This window comes from Blastococcus sp. URHD0036 (assembly GCF_000701365.1).
Classification (GTDB): Bacteria; Actinomycetota; Actinomycetes; order Mycobacteriales; family Geodermatophilaceae; genus Trujillonella.
This window is the reverse complement of record NZ_JNIK01000014.1, coordinates 72,414-88,462: the sequence shown is the minus strand read 5'-3', so window position 1 is coordinate 88,462 and position 16,049 is coordinate 72,414. Positions and strand designations below refer to the sequence as shown.

The 16,049-nt window shown below is 73.0% G+C and carries 14 protein-coding genes; 5 read left to right on the top strand and 9 right to left on the bottom strand.

Annotated elements, in window-relative coordinates; translation table 11 throughout:
• The first annotated feature begins 3 nt into the window (after positions 1 to 3).
• Positions 4 to 1,743 (top strand): SCO7613 C-terminal domain-containing membrane protein, encoded by a 1,740-nt coding sequence (locus N555_RS25940; RefSeq protein ID WP_156036343.1) that lies wholly within the window; start codon positions 4 to 6, stop codon positions 1,741 to 1,743.
• A 74-nt stretch (positions 1,744 to 1,817) separates the two neighbouring features.
• Here the strand turns inward: N555_RS25940 and N555_RS0112555 are convergent, their stop codons facing one another.
• The 8 genes from N555_RS0112555 to N555_RS0112520 are packed head-to-tail and all read right to left on the bottom strand — an operon-like array spanning position 1,818 to position 8,692.
• The gene (locus N555_RS0112555; protein WP_029431838.1) at positions 1,818 to 2,204 is read right to left on the bottom strand and encodes a metal-sulfur cluster assembly factor; all 387 of its coding nucleotides are present in this window, start codon (positions 2,202 to 2,204) and stop codon (positions 1,818 to 1,820) included.
• Positions 2,201 to 2,653 (bottom strand): Fe-S cluster assembly sulfur transfer protein SufU, encoded by a 453-nt coding sequence (sufU, locus tag N555_RS0112550; RefSeq protein ID WP_029431837.1) that lies wholly within the window; start codon positions 2,651 to 2,653, stop codon positions 2,201 to 2,203. The genes N555_RS0112555 and sufU overlap by 4 nt, the downstream gene beginning before the upstream one ends.
• Before the next feature lie 7 nt (positions 2,654 to 2,660).
• Positions 2,661 to 3,989 (bottom strand): cysteine desulfurase, encoded by a 1,329-nt coding sequence (locus N555_RS0112545; protein WP_051684027.1) that lies wholly within the window; start codon positions 3,987 to 3,989, stop codon positions 2,661 to 2,663.
• Positions 3,986 to 4,774 carry a Fe-S cluster assembly ATPase SufC gene (gene sufC / locus N555_RS0112540; protein WP_034510341.1) on the bottom strand — a complete coding sequence of 263 codons (789 nt, stop codon included), beginning with the start codon at positions 4,772 to 4,774 and terminating at the stop codon, positions 3,986 to 3,988. The genes N555_RS0112545 and sufC overlap by 4 nt, the downstream gene beginning before the upstream one ends.
• 12 nt (positions 4,775 to 4,786) lie before the next feature.
• Positions 4,787 to 5,143 (bottom strand): non-heme iron oxygenase ferredoxin subunit, encoded by a 357-nt coding sequence (locus N555_RS0112535; RefSeq protein ID WP_029431834.1) that lies wholly within the window; start codon positions 5,141 to 5,143, stop codon positions 4,787 to 4,789.
• Complete coding sequence (sufD, locus tag N555_RS0112530) at positions 5,143 to 6,435, bottom strand: Fe-S cluster assembly protein SufD (protein ID WP_029431833.1); 1,293 nt, start codon at positions 6,433 to 6,435, stop codon at positions 5,143 to 5,145. The genes N555_RS0112535 and sufD overlap by 1 nt, the downstream gene beginning before the upstream one ends.
• Positions 6,435 to 7,868 (bottom strand): Fe-S cluster assembly protein SufB, encoded by a 1,434-nt coding sequence (gene sufB, locus N555_RS0112525; RefSeq protein WP_029431832.1) that lies wholly within the window; start codon positions 7,866 to 7,868, stop codon positions 6,435 to 6,437. Before sufB ends, sufD begins: the two co-directional genes overlap by 1 nt.
• Entirely contained in the window at positions 7,865 to 8,692 is an 828-nt protein-coding gene (locus tag N555_RS0112520) for a helix-turn-helix transcriptional regulator (protein ID WP_231502723.1), read from the bottom strand. The genes sufB and N555_RS0112520 overlap by 4 nt, the downstream gene beginning before the upstream one ends.
• A gap of 118 nt (positions 8,693 to 8,810) precedes the next feature.
• On the opposite strand from N555_RS0112520, the gene N555_RS0112515 reads away from it, so the two are divergent.
• Positions 8,811 to 9,779, top strand: a complete 969-nt coding sequence (locus N555_RS0112515; protein ID WP_051684026.1) for a COX15/CtaA family protein — start codon at positions 8,811 to 8,813, stop codon at positions 9,777 to 9,779.
• Between the two features lie 94 nt (positions 9,780 to 9,873).
• Here the strand turns inward: N555_RS0112515 and N555_RS0112510 are convergent, their stop codons facing one another.
• A complete protein-coding gene (locus tag N555_RS0112510; protein WP_029431829.1) occupies positions 9,874 to 10,788 on the bottom strand; it encodes a heme o synthase in 915 nt (304 codons plus the stop codon).
• Positions 10,789 to 11,108: 320 nt separating this feature from the next.
• Between N555_RS0112510 and tkt the strand changes: the two genes are divergently transcribed.
• Genes tkt through zwf form a run of 3 tightly spaced genes read left to right on the top strand, consistent with a single transcriptional unit; the run spans position 11,109 to position 16,026 of the window.
• Positions 11,109 to 13,328: a transketolase gene (tkt, locus tag N555_RS0112505; protein ID WP_029431828.1), complete on the top strand. Its 2,220-nt coding sequence runs from the start codon at positions 11,109 to 11,111 to the stop codon at positions 13,326 to 13,328.
• A gap of 31 nt (positions 13,329 to 13,359) precedes the next feature.
• Complete coding sequence (tal, locus tag N555_RS0112500; protein ID WP_029431827.1) at positions 13,360 to 14,466, top strand: transaldolase; 1,107 nt, start codon at positions 13,360 to 13,362, stop codon at positions 14,464 to 14,466.
• Between the two features lie 42 nt (positions 14,467 to 14,508).
• Entirely contained in the window at positions 14,509 to 16,026 is a 1,518-nt protein-coding gene (gene zwf, locus N555_RS0112495) for a glucose-6-phosphate dehydrogenase (RefSeq protein ID WP_029431826.1), read from the top strand.
• The last annotated feature ends 23 nt before the right edge of the window (positions 16,027 to 16,049 follow it).

Genomic DNA, 16,049 nt, shown 5'->3' with positions numbered 1-16,049 from the left:
CGCGTGCCGGCCCTCTCCTCCCGTGTTCGGCCGCCACAGGTGCTGCTCGCCGTCGGCGCGGTCCTGCTGGTCGCGGGGGCCGTCGCGACCGGGGGCGCCACCGGCGGGCTGCTCCTCGGCGCGCTCGCCGCCGGCACGGCCTCGGCCTGGGCGTCCCGCCGGGACCTCTCCGGGACGCGGGAGACGCTGGCCGCGGTGGCCGTGGCCCTCGCGGTCGCCGGTGTGGCCGACGGCGGTCCCTTCCCCGGCAGCCCCGCCGGGCCGGCGGTGCTGGCTCTGGTCCTCGTCGGGGTCGCCCGGCTCCAGCCCGGACCGCTGACCTGGCCGCTCGGTGCCTGGGCGGTGGTGCAGCTCGCCGCCGTGCGCGCCGCGGCCGACGTCCCGGCGGGCGTGCTGCGGACCTGTGTCCTGCTGACCCTGGCGCTCGGAGGCCTCGCCGTCGTTCTCGGCGCGCGCACCACGCTCGCCAAGATCGCGCTGGTCACCACCGTGCCCTGGTGGGTGCTCGGCGTGGCCGGGGGCACCGGCGCCGCCTGGTCGGCCGGCGTCGGCGCCGGGATCTCCGCCGCGCTGACCGTCGTCGCCGCGGCCGGACTGCTGGTCGTCCGCCTCGAGCCGTCTGTCTCCCCGCTCCTCGGCCCGCCGCGGGCGATCCCGGTCCTGGCCGGTGGTGTCGCCGGGGCAGCCGTCGCCGGCGCCCTGTCGGGGAGCCCCGCCAGCGCGGTGCTGGCCGGGTACACGGGAGTGCTGCTGGCCGCGGGCGCCGCGGCGCTCCTGGACGGCTGGCGGCGCGGACTCCTCCTGCCGGCGGCGCTCGCGGCGGGCGCGGTGCTGCTGGCGTCCGCGCTCGTCCAGCTCCTGGTCGACACCGCCTGGGCGGAGCTCGCGCTCCTGCTGGTGCTGACGGCCCTCCCCGCCGTCCTGGTCGCGCGGTGGCGGCGGGAGGACCGGCCCGCCGCTCTGCCCGCCGCGGTGGGCTGCCTCGCGGCGGCGGCGGCCCTGGCCGTCCCGGCCGGGATGCTGCGCCCGGAGGGCGCGGCGGTGGTGCTGTCGGTGCTCTACGCCGTCGCGCTGGCCGGCGCGGCGGGTCTCGCCGCGGGCACCCGCGGGCGGACGACGGGAACCGGGGCGGTCGCCGCAGTGGCCGCCCTCGGGTTCGCCGCCGCGACCGGGTCGCCGAGCCGGCTCGCCGCCCACCTCGCGGCGCAGGGACTGCTGACCTGGCTGTGGGCGGTGCAGGTGCACCGCCGCGTCACCGGGGCCGGCGGCCCGGCCCGTACGGCGGGCGCCGCGCAGCTCGTGCTCGCGGCCTGGGTGCTCGCAGCCTCGGCCGGGACCGGCGCCGTGGAGGCCTACACGCTGCCGGCCGCCGCGGGGCTGCTCCTGGCCGCAGGCCCACGCTTGCGGTCGGGGCCGTCGCAACCGGCCTGGGCGCCCGGGCTGCTCGTGGCCGCCGTCCCGTCGGTGGTGCTCGCCGTGGCCGCGCCCGGCGTGCTGCGCCCGCTGCTGGTGCTGGCTGCCGCCGCGGGAGTGATGGTCGGCGGTGCGGCCGCGGGCGTCCGGACCCCACTGCTGGTGGGCGCGGGTACCGCCGTCGCGCTGGCGGTCGGGCTGGCCGTCACGGCGCTCCCGCTGCCGCTCGCCGGCGCCCTGGTCGTGGGCACCGCGCTGCTCGCGCTGGGGGCCCGCCGCGAGCTCCGTCCGGTCGGTGGCTTCGCCGAGCGGGTCGCCGACATGCGCTGAGAGCGCGAGGCATGGGATCCCATGCCCACGTCAGCAGCTCCACGACATGGGCATGGGATCCCATGCCTCGGGGATCAGACGCGGAAGCCGAGGGCGCGCAGCTGCTCGCGGCCGTCGTCGGTGATCTTGTCCGGGCCCCACGGCGGCATCCAGACCCAGTTGATCCGGATGTCGTCGACCAGGCCGGGGCCCGGGCCGCCGGTGAGTGCGGTGCGGGCCTGGTCCTCGATGACGTCGGTCAGCGGGCAGGCCGCCGAGGTCAGCGTCATGTCGATGACGGCGACGTTGTTGTCGTCGACGTCGAGCCCGTAGACCAGGCCCAGGTCGACGACGTTCACGCCGAGCTCCGGGTCGACGACGTCGCGCATCGCCTCCTCGAGGTCCTCGAGGAGCGCCGACTTGTACGCCGGCAGCTCGGCCGGGGTCTCGGCCGGCGTGGTGGTCTCGGTGGTCTCGCTCATGACTGGGCTCCCAGTGCTCGGGCGCTGGCGTCCTTGAGGGCCATCCAGCTCATCAGCGCGCACTTGATCCGCGCGGGGTACTTGGAGACGCCGGCGAACGCCACGGCGTCCTCCAGTTCGTCCTCGAGCTTCTCGGCCACGGACGGGTCGCCCTTGGCCTGCATCAGCGTCATGAAGTGGTCACCGGTCTCCAGCGCCTGGAGCACGGACTTGCCGATGACCAGGTCGTACATGGCCGAGACCGACGCCTGGCTGATCGAGCAGCCCATCCCCTCGTAGGAGACGTCGGCGATCGTGTCCCCCTCCAGGTGCACGCGCAGGGTCACCTCGTCACCGCAGGTGGGGTTGACGTGGTGCACCTCGGCCTCGAACGGCTCGCGCAGTCCGCGGCCGTGCGGGTTCCGGTAGTGGTCCAGGATGATCTCCTGGTACATCGCCTCGAGCTGCATCGTGGGATCAGGCCTCCTCGGCAGGCACAACACCGAAGAACTGCTGCGCCTTCCGGATGCCGTCGGCCAGCGCGTCGATGTCGTCGTAGCCGGTGTGCACGTAGAACGTGGCCCGCGTGGTGGCCGGGACGCCGTAGCGGCGCACCACCGGCCAGGCGCAGTGGTGCCCCACCCGGACGGCGATGCCCTGGTCGTCGAGCACCTGGCCGACGTCGTGCGGGTGGATGCCCTCGACGGTGAACGAGATCGCCCCGCCGCGCGCCACGGTGTCGGGCGGGCCGATCACGGTGACGCCGGGGATCTCCGCCAGCCGGTCGAGCGCGTAGGCGGTGAGCGCCTCCTCGTGGGCCTGGACGTCGTCCATCCCGAGCCGTTCCAGGTACTCGACGGCGGCGGCCAGGCCGATCACCTGCGCGGTCATCGGGACGCCGGCCTCGAAGCGCTGCGGCGGCGGCATGAAGGAACTGCCCTCCATCCGCACGACCTCGATCATCGAGCCGCCGGTGAGGAACGGCGGCAGCGCGTCGAGCACGTCGTAGCGGCCCCAGAGGACGCCGACCCCGGTGGGCCCGAGCATCTTGTGCCCCGAGAACACGAGGAAGTCCGCGCCGAGCTCGGTGACGTCGACCGGCTGGTGCGGCACCGACTGGGCGCCGTCGACCAGGACCAGCGCGCCGACCTCGCGGGCGCGGGCGACGATCCCGCCGAGCGGGTTGATCGTGCCCAGGATGTTCGACTGCTGGGTGACGGCGACGAGCTTGGTCCGCTCGTTGACCACCGTGGCCAGGTCGGAGAGGTCGAGCCGGCCGTCGTCGGTGAGCCCGAGCCAGCGCAGGGTCGCCCCGGTGCGCTCGCACAGCTGCTGCCAGGGCACCAGGTTGGCGTGGTGCTCCATCTCGGTCACGACGATCTCGTCGCCCTGGCCGACGGCGTACCGGCGGAACTCCGGCTCCTTCGCCGTCGCGGCGTTGGACAGCGCGTAGGCGACCAGGTTGATCGACTCCGTGCTGTTGCGGGTGAAGACGACCTCGTCGGTACGGGCGCCGATGAAGCGCGCGATCGTCGAGCGGGCCTCCTCGTAGGCGCCGGTCGCCTCCTCCGCGAGCTGGTGCGCGCCGCGGTGGGGCGCGGCGTTGACGTTCTCGTAGAACCAGCGCTCGGCGTCCAGGACGCTGCGCGGCTTCTGCGAGGTCGCCCCGGAGTCGAGGTAGACCAGCCGCTTCCCGTCGCGCACGGTGCGGGACAGGATCGGGAAGTCCGCCCGGATCGCCTCGACGTCCAGCGGGAGGGGCTTCTGCTGCGCCCCGGAGCCGGGACGCGAGACCGTCTGGGTCATGCGGACGCAGCCTCCGAGGCGGCCTGCTCGGCCGAGTCCTTGACGTAGGCGGCGTAGCCCTCGCTCTCCAGCTTGTCGGCGAGCTCGGCCCCACCCTCCTCGACGAACCGGCCGGCGACGAACACGTGCACGAAGTCCGGCTTGATGTAGCGCAGGATCCGCGTGTAGTGCGTGATCAGCAGGACGCCGAGGTCGCTGTCCTCGCGGGTGCGGTTGACGCCCTCGGAGACGATCCGCAGCGCGTCGACGTCGAGTCCGGAGTCGGTCTCGTCGAGGACGGCGATCTTCGGCTTGAGCAACCGCATCTGCAGGATCTCGTGGCGCTTCTTCTCACCGCCGGAGAAGCCCTCGTTGACGTTGCGCTCGGCGAACGCGGGGTCCATCTCCAGGCCGGCCATCTCGGTCTTGACGTCCTTGACCCAGGTGCGCAGCTTCGGGGCCTCGCCCTTCACCGCGGTGGCGGCGGTGCGGAGGAAGTTCGACACCGAGACGCCGGGCACCTCGACCGGGTACTGCATGGCCAGGAAGAGCCCCGCGCGTGCGCGCTCGTCGACGCTCATGGCGAGGACGTCCTCGCCGTCGAGGGTCACCGAGCCGCTGGTCACGGTGTACTTCGGGTGACCGGCGATCGAGTAGGCCAGGGTCGACTTGCCCGACCCGTTGGGGCCCATGATCGCGTGGGTCTCGCCGGAGCGGATGGTGAGGTCGACGCCGCGGAGGATCTCCTTGGCCTCGTCGCCCTCGCCGACGCTGACGTGCAGGTCGCGGATCTCGAGCACGGACACTGTTCTCGCTCCTCAGTTGCCGATCGGGGTGTCGACGTCGACGAACACGTCGTCGCCGTCCACGCGGACCGGGTAGACGGGGACCGGCTCGGTGGCCGGCAGGTTGGTGGGGCGGCCGCTGGTCAGGTCGAAGCACGACCCGTGCAGCCAGCACTCGATGGTCGGGGCGCCCTTGAACTCCTCGACGTCGCCCTCGGAGAGGGCGACCTCGGCGTGCGAGCAGACGTCCTCGATGGCGAAGACCTCGCCCTCGAAGCGGACGACGGCGATCGCCTCGCGGTCGCCCGCGATGCCGACGTCCGACAGCTCGACGCGCAGCGCGCCGGGCTCCTTGACGTCGGCCAGCGAGCAGAGACGGGTGAAGGCCATCAGACCTCCACGGGCTGCTCTGCCAGCCCGGGGAGCGCGCCGAGGCGGGCCTCGACCGAGCCCATGAGCCGGTCCTGCAGCTCGGGGATGCCGATCCGCTGGACGACGTCGGCGAAGAAGCCGCGGACCACCAGGCGGCGGGCGGTCTCGGCGTCGATGCCGCGCGAGCAGAGGTAGAACAGCTGCTCGTCGTCGAACCGGCCGGTGGCGCTGGCGTGACCGGCGCCGACGATCTCGCCGGTCTCGATCTCCAGGTTCGGCACCGAGTCGGCGCGGGCGCCGTCGGTGAGCACGAGGTTGCGGTTGAGCTCGTAGGTCTCGGTGCCGGTGGCGGCCGGACGGATCCGGACGTCGCCGACCCAGACCGTGTGCGCCTCCTCGCCCTGCAGCGCGCCCTTGTAGAGGACGTCGCTGCGGCAGTTCGGCACCGCGTGGTCGACCCAGAGCCGGTGCTCCTGGTGCTGGGTCTCGTCGGCGAAGTACACGCCGGAGAGCTCCGCGGACCCGCCCGGGCCGGCGTAGGTCACGTTGCTGACCAGCCGGACGAGGTCTCCGCCGAGGGTCACCACGACCTGGCCGACGGTCGCGTCGCGGCCGACGACGGTGTCGTACTGGCCGGCGTGCACGCTGCCCGGCGCCCAGTCCTGCACGGACACGAGCGTGACCTGGGCGCCGTCGCCCGCCAGGACCGAGACCCCGCCGGAGTACCGGGCGAGGCCGCTGTGGTCCAGGACGACGGTCGCCTTCGCGTAGGCGCCGACCTCGACGACGAGCTGGCCCCACACGACGTCGTCGGAGCCGGTGCCGGTCAGGCGCAGGGTGACCGGGCGGTCGAGCTGCGCCTCGGCCGGCACGCGGACGACGGCGGCACCCCCGCTGCGCTGGCGGGTCAGGGCCGCGAGCCGGTCGACCGGCTCGGGCAGCCCCTTGACCACGGGGTCGCCGGCCTCGACGGAGGTCAGCTCGACGCCGTCGGGCAGGTCGGCCTCCCACTGCGGACGGGCACCGGTGTCGGCGCCGGTCAGCAGCGGGCGGATGCGGCGCATCGGGGTGAAGCGCCAGTCCTCCTCACGGCCGGTCGGCTCGCCGAACGCCTCGGGGTCGAGGGAGGTGAACCGCTCGGCCGGGGAGCCGGTCGGGGCGGGCCCGCCGTGGCTGTGCGCGCCGGGCGCCGCCTCCCCCGCGGTGCCGGTACCGGCCGCGGGGGTGGTCGGCGGGCCGGCCTGGGCGCCGACACCGGGGGCGAACAGCTCGCCGGCGAGCGTGGTGCTGGTCTCGTTGCTGTCCGGCATCAGCCGACGGCACCTTCCATCTGCAGCTCGATCAGGCGGTTGAGCTCGAGGGCGTACTCCATCGGCAGCTCCCGGGCGATCGGCTCGACGAAGCCGCGCACGACCATCGCCATCGCCTCGTCCTCGGTCATGCCGCGGCTCATCAGGTAGAAGAGCTGGTCCTCGCTGACGCGGGAGACCGTCGCCTCGTGACCCATGGAGACGTCGTCCTCGCGGACGTCGACGTAGGGGTAGGTGTCCGAGCGGCTGATCGTGTCGACCAGCAGCGCGTCGCACTTCACCGTCGAGCGGGAGCCGTGGGCGCCCTCGTCGATCTGCACCAGGCCGCGGTAGGAGGTGCGGCCACCGCCGCGCGCCACCGACTTGCTGATGATGTTCGACGAGGTGTTCGGCGCCGCGTGCACCATCTTGGCGCCGGCGTCCTGGTGCTGGCCCTCGCCGGCGAAGGCGATGGAGAGCACCTCGCCCTTGGCGTGCTCGCCGGTCATCCAGACCGCCGGGTACTTCATCGTCACCTTGGAGCCGATGTTGCCGTCGACCCACTCCATGGTCGCGCCCTCGTGGGCGATCGCCCGCTTGGTGACCAGGTTGTAGACGTTGTTCGACCAGTTCTGGATGGTCGTGTACCGGCAGCGGGCGTTCTTCTTGACGATGATCTCGACGACCGCGGAGTGCAGCGAGTCCGACTTGTAGATCGGCGCGGTGCAGCCCTCGACGTAGTGCACGTAGGCGCCCTCGTCGATGATCATGAGGGTCCGCTCGAACTGGCCCATGTTCTCGGTGTTGATCCGGAAGTAGGCCTGCAGCGGGATCTCGACGTGGACGCCCTTGGGCACGTAGATGAACGAGCCGCCCGACCACACCGCGGTGTTCAGCGCGGCGAACTTGTTGTCGCCGGCCGGGATCACCGAGCCGAAGTACTCCTTGAAGAGGTCCTCGTGCTCCTTGAGCGCGGTGTCGGTGTCGAGGAAGAGGACGCCCTGCTCCTCGAGGTCCTCACGGATCTTGTGGTAGACGACCTCGGACTCGTACTGGGCCGCGACACCGGAGATCAGTCGCTGCTTCTCGGCCTCCGGGATGCCCAGCTTGTCGTAGGTGTTCTTGATGTCCTCGGGCAGCTCCTCCCACGAGGCGGCCTGGGCCTCGGTGGAGCGCACGAAGTACTTGATGTTCTGGAAGTCGATGCCGGAGAGATCCGAGCCCCAGTCGGGCATGGGCTTGCGGCCGAAGAGCTTGAGGGCCTTGAGCCGGCGCTCGAGCATCCACTCCGGCTCGTTCTTCAGCTGGGAGATGTTGCGGACGACGTCCTCGTCGATGCCGCGGCGCGCGGTGGCGCCGGCGACGTCGGCGTCCGCCCAGCCGAACTGGTAGCGGCCGAGCTGGTCGATCTGCTCGTCCTGGGTCAGCGGCACGGGCTGCTGGGTGCTGGTCATGCGGACGTCCTCTCGCGGTCGAGCATGAGGGTGGAACTGCTGGTGGACGGGGCGCCCGCGCGTGCGCGGGGCGCGCTCCGGTCACCTGGTACAGGGCGTGCCGGGGCCGGTCTGTTCCCCGGTCGGCTGTGTTCCCCGCCGCCCCGTGCGGGGCCGGACAGGAGTGGTCCCGGGATGTGCGTGGTGCACACCCCGTCGCCGTGGGCGATCGTGGCCAGCCGCTGCACGTGGGTGCCGACGAGCCGGCCGATGACCGCCGTCTCGGCCTCGCACAGCTGGGGGAACTCCGCCGCGACGTGCGCCACCGGGCAGTGGTGCTGGCAGAGCTGACCCCCGCCGGCGATGGTCGAGGCCGCGGCAGCGTAGCCCTCGGCGGTCAGGGCGGCGGCGAGCGCCTGGGCGCGGTCCACCGGGGCGCCGCCGCGGCCGGCGGTGGCCTGCTCGACCGCGGTCGAGCAGCGCTGCTCCAGACCGGACAGCTGCGCCTCGGCGACGGCGCGCACGGCGGCCGGGCCCTGTGAGGCGGCGATGTGCCGCAGCGCGGTGAGCGCGAGGTCGTCGTAGGCGTGCGGGAAGGTCGACCGGCCGACCTCGGTCAGGTGGTAGTAGCGGGCGGGGCGACCGCGGCCGCGCTGACCGCCGCCGGCGCCCGGCGCGCCCTGGCGCTCCTCGATCCGGCCGGTCACCAGCAGGGCGTCGAGGTGGCGGCGGACGGCGGCGGGTGACACGCCGAGGCGGCCCGCCAGCTCGGAGGCGGTCTGCGGGCCGTGCTCCAGGAGGAGGGCGGTGACGCGGTGCCGCGTGCTCCGGTCCTCGTTTTCCACAACACGAGTGTGACCTATTTCCGGGGGCCCGCAACCAAGGCCGACCTAACCCCGTGCGTGACCCCCGTCCTGCCCGTGACGGAGGTCACTCCGGGCGGTCGACGCCTAGCATCGGAGCGTGCCGGTCCTGCCCACCTCGCTCGTCTCCGTGTCGTTCAGCGCCCGGACCGTCTCCCGGTTCGCGCTGGCCAGCGCCGTCGCCAACGGGCTGATCGTCGTGACCGGCGGCGCCGTCCGGCTGACCGGCTCGGGCCTGGGCTGCCCGACCTGGCCCAACTGCACCGACGCGAGCTTCGTGCCGACGTCGGAGCTGGCCGGGCACGGGCTCATCGAGTTCGGCAACCGCACGCTCACCGGCGTCCTCGCGGTGATCGCCGTGGCCACGCTGGTCGTGGTCTTCCGCTCCCCCCGGCGCGATCTGCGGCCGCTCGCCCTCATCGGCTTCCTGGGCGTCCCGGTGCAGGCCGCGCTCGGGGGCATCACCGTGCTGACCGGCCTCAACCCGTGGACGGTCGCCGCGCACTTCCTGCTGTCGGCGGTGCTCGTCGCCCTCATGACCGTGCTCTGGCTGCGCAGCCGCGAGCCCGGCGTCGGCCAGCTGCTGGTCCGCCGGCCGTTCGCACTGCTGGTCACCGGCATCGCGGCGACGACCGCCGCCGTCCTCGTGCTGGGCACGGTCGTGACCGGCAGCGGTCCGCACAGCGGGGACCTCCAAGAGGACGCCACCGGGCGCCTGCGGGTGGACCGGATGGGCTTCGACCCGGAGCTGGTGAGCCAGCTGCACGCGGACGTGGTGTTCCTGCTCGTCGGGCTGACCGTCGCCCTGCTCGTGGCCCTCTACGCCACGGACACGGCCGACCGCACCCGCCGCGCCGCCCGCGACCTGCTGGTCGTGGTGCTGCTGCAGGGCGTCGTCGGCTACGTGCAGTACTTCACGCACCTGCCCGCCGTCCTGGTGCTGGTGCACATGCTCGGCGCGGTGCTGGTGACGGCGTTCACGGCCCGCCTGGTCTGGTCGGTGCGCGGCCCGGCGTCCGAGCTGCCCCTGGACCGGCCTGTCCGGACCGAGGCCCCCGCCTCCCGCTGAGGGGGGCGCCGCCCGCGAGCACTGTGCGGTCAGGGCCCACTCGAGCGCGGGAACGGTTCTCCACCGCGCACTGCCCGGGGCAGCGGACGGAGACCTAGAGCAACACGTCGATCGCGATGGCGACCGACAAGAGCGTCATCTGCGTGATCGAGACCGTGAACAGCCGCATGGGGCGGTCCGGGACGGCGCTGCGGATGCGGCTCAGCCACTGGTGGGACTCCGCGACGTACCAGGCGCCCAGCAGGCCACCCCCGATGGCGAACGCCCAGTCGAGCTGGGGGGTGATGGAGCCCATCAGCAGCGTGGCGCCCAGGGTCGCCCACGCCCAGGCCACCGACTGGCGCGCGACGGTCTCGGGCCCGGCCACCACCGACAGCATGGGGACGCCGACCCGCGCGTAGTCCTCGCGGAACCGGCTGGCCAGCGCCCAGAAGTGCGGCATCTGCCAGCAGAAGACGATCGCGAAGAAGACGACGGCGGGCCAGTCCAGCGAGCCGGTGACCGCCGCCCAGCCGATGAGCACCGGCGCGGCGCCGGGGAAGGCCCCGAAGACCGTGTTGTGCACGGTGCGGCGCTTCAGCACCATCGTGTAGACGACGGAGTAGGCCAGGATCGCGACCGCGGCGAGCACCGTCGCCAGCGCGGTGGTCTCCACCCAGAGGATCGCCAGCGACGCCGCCGCGAGCGCGAGACCGAAGACGAGCGCCGCCCTCGGCGACACCGCGCCCGAGGGGATCGGCCGGTCCTTCGTGCGGGACATCAGCCGGTCGATGTCGCGGTCGTACCAGCAGTTGAACGTGTTCGCGGCCCCCGCGGCGAGCATCCCGCCCACCATCGTGGCGACGACCAGCCGCCAGGACGGCCACCCGTCGGCCGCGAGCATCATCGCCGGCAGCGTCGTGACGAGCAGCAGCTCGACGAGCTTGGGCTTGGTGAGGGCGACGTAGGCGCCGACGACGGCGGGGATGCGGCGCACCGCGACCGCGGGCCGCTCCGACACGGCCGTCACCGGGTGACCTCCCGAACGGTGGGGTCCACCGGACACCGAGACAGCACGGGGTCCCTTCCGGCCGGCAGTCGAACGCGCCCACTGTAGCCCGCGCCCGCCCGGTGCCCCGGCACCGATGACTAGGGTCGGACAGGTTGGTGCTGCGGGTGCAGCGGGTAGGGCCGGGTCGCGACGACGGGGTCGACGACGGCGCAGTCGTCGGTCCGGCGTCGGGACCGGGGCCCGGTCCGGCCGGGCACACCCCAGACACCCATCCGCAGCCGGGCTCGGCACCCCCGACCTGGCGCGACCGACCGGCCGACCCGAGGAGCACCGCCACGATGACAGGCGAGACCAAGAGCACACCTGCCGAGGCTCCGGCCGAGGCCGCCTCCGACAGCCCCACCGGGGACCCGCGTCAGCCCCGGCCCACGCTGCCCGAGGGCTTCGGCGACCTGGACCGCCGGGCCATCGACACCGCCCGCGTGCTGGCCATGGACGCCGTCCAGAAGGTCGGCAACGGCCACCCCGGCACCGCGATGAGCATGGCGCCGACGGCGTACCTGCTGTTCCACAAGTGGCTGAAGCACGACCCGTCCGACCCGAACTGGGTCGCCCGCGACCGCTTCGTGCTGTCGATGGGGCACTCCAGCCTGACGCTCTACGTGCAGCTGTTCCTCGCCGGCTACGGCCTCGAGGTGGAGGACCTGCAGGCGCTGCGCACCTGGGGCTCCCAGACCCCGGGCCACCCCGAGGTCAACCACACCCCCGGCGTCGAGACCACCACCGGGCCGCTGGGCCAGGGCGTGGGCAACGCGGTCGGCATGGCGATGGCGGCCCGCCGCGAGCGCGGCCTGCTCGACCCCGACGCCCCCGAGGGCCAGAGCCTGTTCGACCACACCATCTGGGCGTTCTGCTCCGACGGCGACCTCGAAGAGGGTGTCAGCGGCGAGGCCTCCTCGCTGGCCGGCACGCAGCAGCTGGGCAACCTCGTCCTCGTCTACGACGACAACAAGATCTCGATCGAGGACGACACGACCGTCGCCTTCACCGAGGACGTCGGCAAGCGCTACGAGGCCTACGGCTGGCACGTCCAGCACGTCGACGACGGCGAGGACCTCGCTGCCGTCGATGCCGCGTTCGCCGCCGCCAAGGCCGAGACCTCCCGGCCCTCGTTCATCGTGCTCCGGACGATCATCGGCTGGCCCGCGCCGAACAAGCAGAACACCGGCGCCGCGCACGGCTCGGCCCTCGGCGAGGACGAGGTCCGCGCCACCAAGGAGGTGCTCGGCTTCGACCCCGCCCAGACCTTCGAGGTGGACGCCGACGTGCTGACCCACGCGCGGTCGGTCGTCGAGAAGAGCAAGGAGGCCCACGCCGAGTGGCAGGGCCGGTTCGATGCCTGGGCGAAGGCGTTCCCGGAGCGGGCCGAGCTGCTGGCGCGGATGCGCGAGCGCCGGCTGCCCGAGGGCTTCGGGGCGACGCTGCCGACCTACCCGGCCGACGACAAGGGCGTGGCCACCCGCAAGGCCAGCGGCAAGGCCCTGGCCGCCCTGTACCCCGAGCTCCCCGAGCTGTGGGGCGGCTCGGCTGACCTCGCGGAGAGCAACAACACCGCGGTCGAGGGCGAACCGTCGTTCCTGCCGGCGAACCGCCAGACGAAGATGTGGTCGGGCGGCCCCTACGGGCGCACCCTCCACTTCGGCGTCCGCGAGCACGCCATGGGCGCGATCATGAACGGCATCGCGCTGCACGGCGGCACCCGCGTCTACGGCGGCACGTTCCTGACCTTCTCGGACTACATGCGTGGCGCGGTCCGGCTCGCGGCCCTCATGCAGTTGCCGGTCACCTACGTGTGGACGCACGACTCGATCGGCCTCGGCGAGGACGGCCCGACGCACCAGCCGATCGAGCACTTCGCGGCGCTGCGGGCGATCCCGGGGCTGGACGTCGTCCGCCCGGCGGACGCCAACGAGGTCTCGGTGGCCTGGCGGACGATCCTGGAGAACAACGACCGCCCCGCCGGCCTGCTGCTCTCCCGGCAGAACCTCCCGGTGTTCGACCGCGAGCGCTTCGGCTCGGCCGAGGGCACCGCGCGCGGGGCCTACGTGCTGGCCGACGCGTCGAGCGGCAACCCCGAGGTGATCCTCATGGGCACCGGGTCCGAGGTGCAGATCGCCATGGCGGCCCGCGAGCGGCTCGAGGCCGACGGCGTCGCGACCCGCGTGGTCTCCGTGCCGTGCGTCGAGTGGTTCGCCGACCAGGACCAGGCCTACAAGGACCAGGTGCTGCCGCCGACCGTCCGCGCCCGCGTCAGCGTCGAGGCCGGTGTGCCGCTCGGCTGGCGCGAGTTCGTCGGCGACGCCGGCCGGATCGTGGGCCTGACCCACTACGGCGCCAGCGCCGCCTACACCGTGCTCTACGAGCAGTTCGGCCTGACCGACGAGGCCGTGGTGGCCGCGGCCCGCGAGAGCATCGCGGCAGCCGCCTCCGGGAACGCCGTCCCGGCCGGCCCGGTTGCAGCCACCGGGGGCCTCCCCCACCCCACCGGCGACCGCTGAGGCCGCGGACCGACCACGAAAGGCATCTGACATGGCCCAGAACGAGAACCTCGCGGAGCTGTCCCGAGCCGGGGTGGCCGTCTGGCTCGACGACCTCTCCCGCGACCGGATCCGCAGCGGCAACCTGCAGTCGCTGGTCGACGAGTACAGCGTCGTCGGCGTGACCACCAACCCGACCATCTTCGCCGCGGCGATCAGCGGGTCGGACTCCTACGACGACCAGCTGCACGCGCTGGCCGTCCGCAGCGTGAGCGTCGAGGAGGCGCTGCGGACGATCACCGCGGCCGACGTCCGCGACGCCTGCGACCTGCTCGCGCCCGTCGCGCAGCGCCAGCCCGGTGACGGGCGGGTGTCGCTGGAGGTCGCGCCGGGACTGGCGCACGACACCGACGCCACCGCCGCCGAGGCGGCCCACCTGTGGTGGCTGGTCGACCGGCCCAACCTCTACATCAAGATCCCGGCGACCCAGGAGGGCCTCGCGGCCATCCAGACGTCGATCCGCCGCGGCATCAGCGTCAACGTCACCCTGATCTTCAGCCCCGACCGGTACCGCGAGGTCATGGACGCGTACCTGTCCGGCCTCGAGGAGCGGCTGGCCGACGACGCCGACGCCGACCTGTCGGGGATCGCCTCGGTGGCGTCGTTCTTCGTGTCGCGCGTCGACACCGAGATCGACAAGCGGCTGGACAAGGCCGGCGCCGACGCCTCGCTGAAGAGCAAGGCCGGGGTGGCCAACGCGCAGCTGGCCTACCAGGCCTACGAGGAGGTGTTCACCTCCGACCGCTGGAAGGCGCTGGAGGCGAAGGGCGCCCGTCCCCAGCGGCCGCTGTGGGCCTCGACCGGCGTGAAGAACCCCGAGCTTCCGGACACGCTCTACGTCGCCGAGCTCATCGCCCCCGGCACCGTGAACACGATGCCGGAGAAGACCCTCAAGGCCTACGCCGACCACGGCAGCCCGGGCACGCCGGTCCAGAAGTCCTACGACGACGCCGCGGCCGTCATGACGTCGGTCGCCGACGCCGGCGTGGACCTGGACGACGTCTTCCGGGTCCTCGAGGACGAGGGCGTGCAGAAGTTCGTCGACTCGTGGGACGAGCTCACCGCGTCGGTGAAGAGCGAGCTCGAGGACAAGAAGTGACGGTGCCGTGCGCGCTCATCCCCTGACCGGTAGGACGGCCACATGATCGTGAACCCGCTGCGCGACCCGCGGGACCGCCGGCTGCCCCGGGTCCCCGACCCGTGCGCCCTGGTCGTCTTCGGCATCACCGGCGACCTCGCCCGCAAGAAGCTGCTGCCGGCCGTGTACGACCTGGCCAACCGTGGCCTGCTGCCCACCAACTTCGCGCTGCTCGGCTTCGCCCGCCGCGACTGGGGCGACACGGACTTCGCCGAGCTCGCCCGCGACGCCGCGCGCAAGGCCGCGCGCACGCCGTGGCGCGAGGAGGTCTGGGAGCGGCTGGCCGGCAGCGTCCGGTTCGTGCAGGGCTCGTTCGACGACGACAACGCCTTCGACGAGCTCGCCGGGGCCCTCGCCGACCTGGAGAGCAGCCACGGGATCGGCGGGAACGCCGCGTTCTACCTCTCCATCCCGCCGTCGATGTTCCCGGTCGTGCTCAAGCAGATGGAGCGCACCGGCATGGCGGAGAGCACCCGCGACCGGTGGCGCCGGGTCGTCGTCGAGAAGCCCTTCGGCCACGACCTCACCTCCAGCCGGGAGCTCAACGAGCTGGTGGACTCGGTGTTCAGCGCCGAGGACGTCTTCCGCATCGATCACTACCTGGGCAAGGAGACCGTCCAGAACCTGATGGCGCTGCGGTTCGCCAACACGCTGTTCGAGCCGATCTGGAACGGCCACCACGTCGACTCGGTGCAGATCACCATGGCCGAGGACGTCGGCATCGGCGGCCGGGCCGGCTTCTACGAGAAGACCGGCGCGGCGCGCGACGTGCTGCAGAACCACCTGTTGCAGCTGCTGGCGCTCACCGCGATGGAGGAGCCCGTCGAGTTCTCCGCCGAGGAGATCCGGACCGAGAAGCTCAAGGTGCTGCGGGCCGTCTCGCTGCCCGACGACCTGCGGGCCGCCGCCATCCGCGGTCAGTACGAGCAGGGCTGGCTGGCCGGCCAGCGGGCCGACGGCTACCGGCAGGAGGAGGGCGTCGACCCAGCGTCCAAGACCGAGACCTACGCCGCCGTCCGGCTCGGGGTGGAGACCCGCCGCTGGGCCGGGGTGCCGTTCTACCTGCGCACCGGCAAGCGGCTCCCCCGGCGGGTCACCGAGATCGCCCTGGTGTTCAAGCGGGCGCCGCACCTGCCGTTCGCCGACACCGACACCGAGGAGCTGGGCAACAACCAGCTCGTCGTCCGCGTCCAGCCCGACGAGGGGGTCACCCTCAAGTTCGGGTCGAAGGTGCCGGGCAGCGTGATGGAGGTCCGCGACGTCTCCATGGACTTCCTCTACGGCGAGCAGTTCACCGAGGCGAGCCCGGAGGCCTACGAGCGGCTGCTGCTCGACGTCCTGCTCGGCGACGCGACGCTCTTCCCCCGCAACGCCGAGGTCGAGGCCTCCTGGGCGGTGATCGACCCGCTCGAGGAGTTCTGGGCCTCGACCACGCCCTACCCGTACCGGGCCGGGGAGTGGGGGCCGCGCGCCGCCGACGAGATGCTGGCCGCCGAGGGGCGCCGGTGGCGGCGACCGTGACCGGCTCCCCACCGACCCGACCC

Bases quoted from the DNA above. Each gene is read 5' to 3' on its own strand.
- N555_RS0112555 (WP_029431838.1), bottom strand. From the start codon at position 2,204: ATGAGCGAGACCACCGAGACCACCACGCCGGCCGAGACCCCGGCCGAG.
- sufU (WP_029431837.1), bottom strand. From the start codon at position 2,653: ATGCAGCTCGAGGCGATGTACCAGGAGATCATCCTGGACCACTACCGG.
- N555_RS0112545 (WP_051684027.1), bottom strand. From the start codon at position 3,989: ATGACCCAGACGGTCTCGCGTCCCGGCTCCGGGGCGCAGCAGAAGCCC.
- N555_RS0112535 (WP_029431834.1), bottom strand. From the start codon at position 5,143: ATGGCCTTCACCCGTCTCTGCTCGCTGGCCGACGTCAAGGAGCCCGGC.
- sufD (WP_029431833.1), bottom strand. From the start codon at position 6,435: ATGCCGGACAGCAACGAGACCAGCACCACGCTCGCCGGCGAGCTGTTC.
- sufB (WP_029431832.1), bottom strand. From the start codon at position 7,868: ATGACCAGCACCCAGCAGCCCGTGCCGCTGACCCAGGACGAGCAGATC.
- tkt (WP_029431828.1), top strand. From the start codon at position 11,109: ATGACAGGCGAGACCAAGAGCACACCTGCCGAGGCTCCGGCCGAGGCC.
- tal (WP_029431827.1), top strand. From the start codon at position 13,360: ATGGCCCAGAACGAGAACCTCGCGGAGCTGTCCCGAGCCGGGGTGGCC.
- zwf (WP_029431826.1), top strand. From the start codon at position 14,509: ATGATCGTGAACCCGCTGCGCGACCCGCGGGACCGCCGGCTGCCCCGG.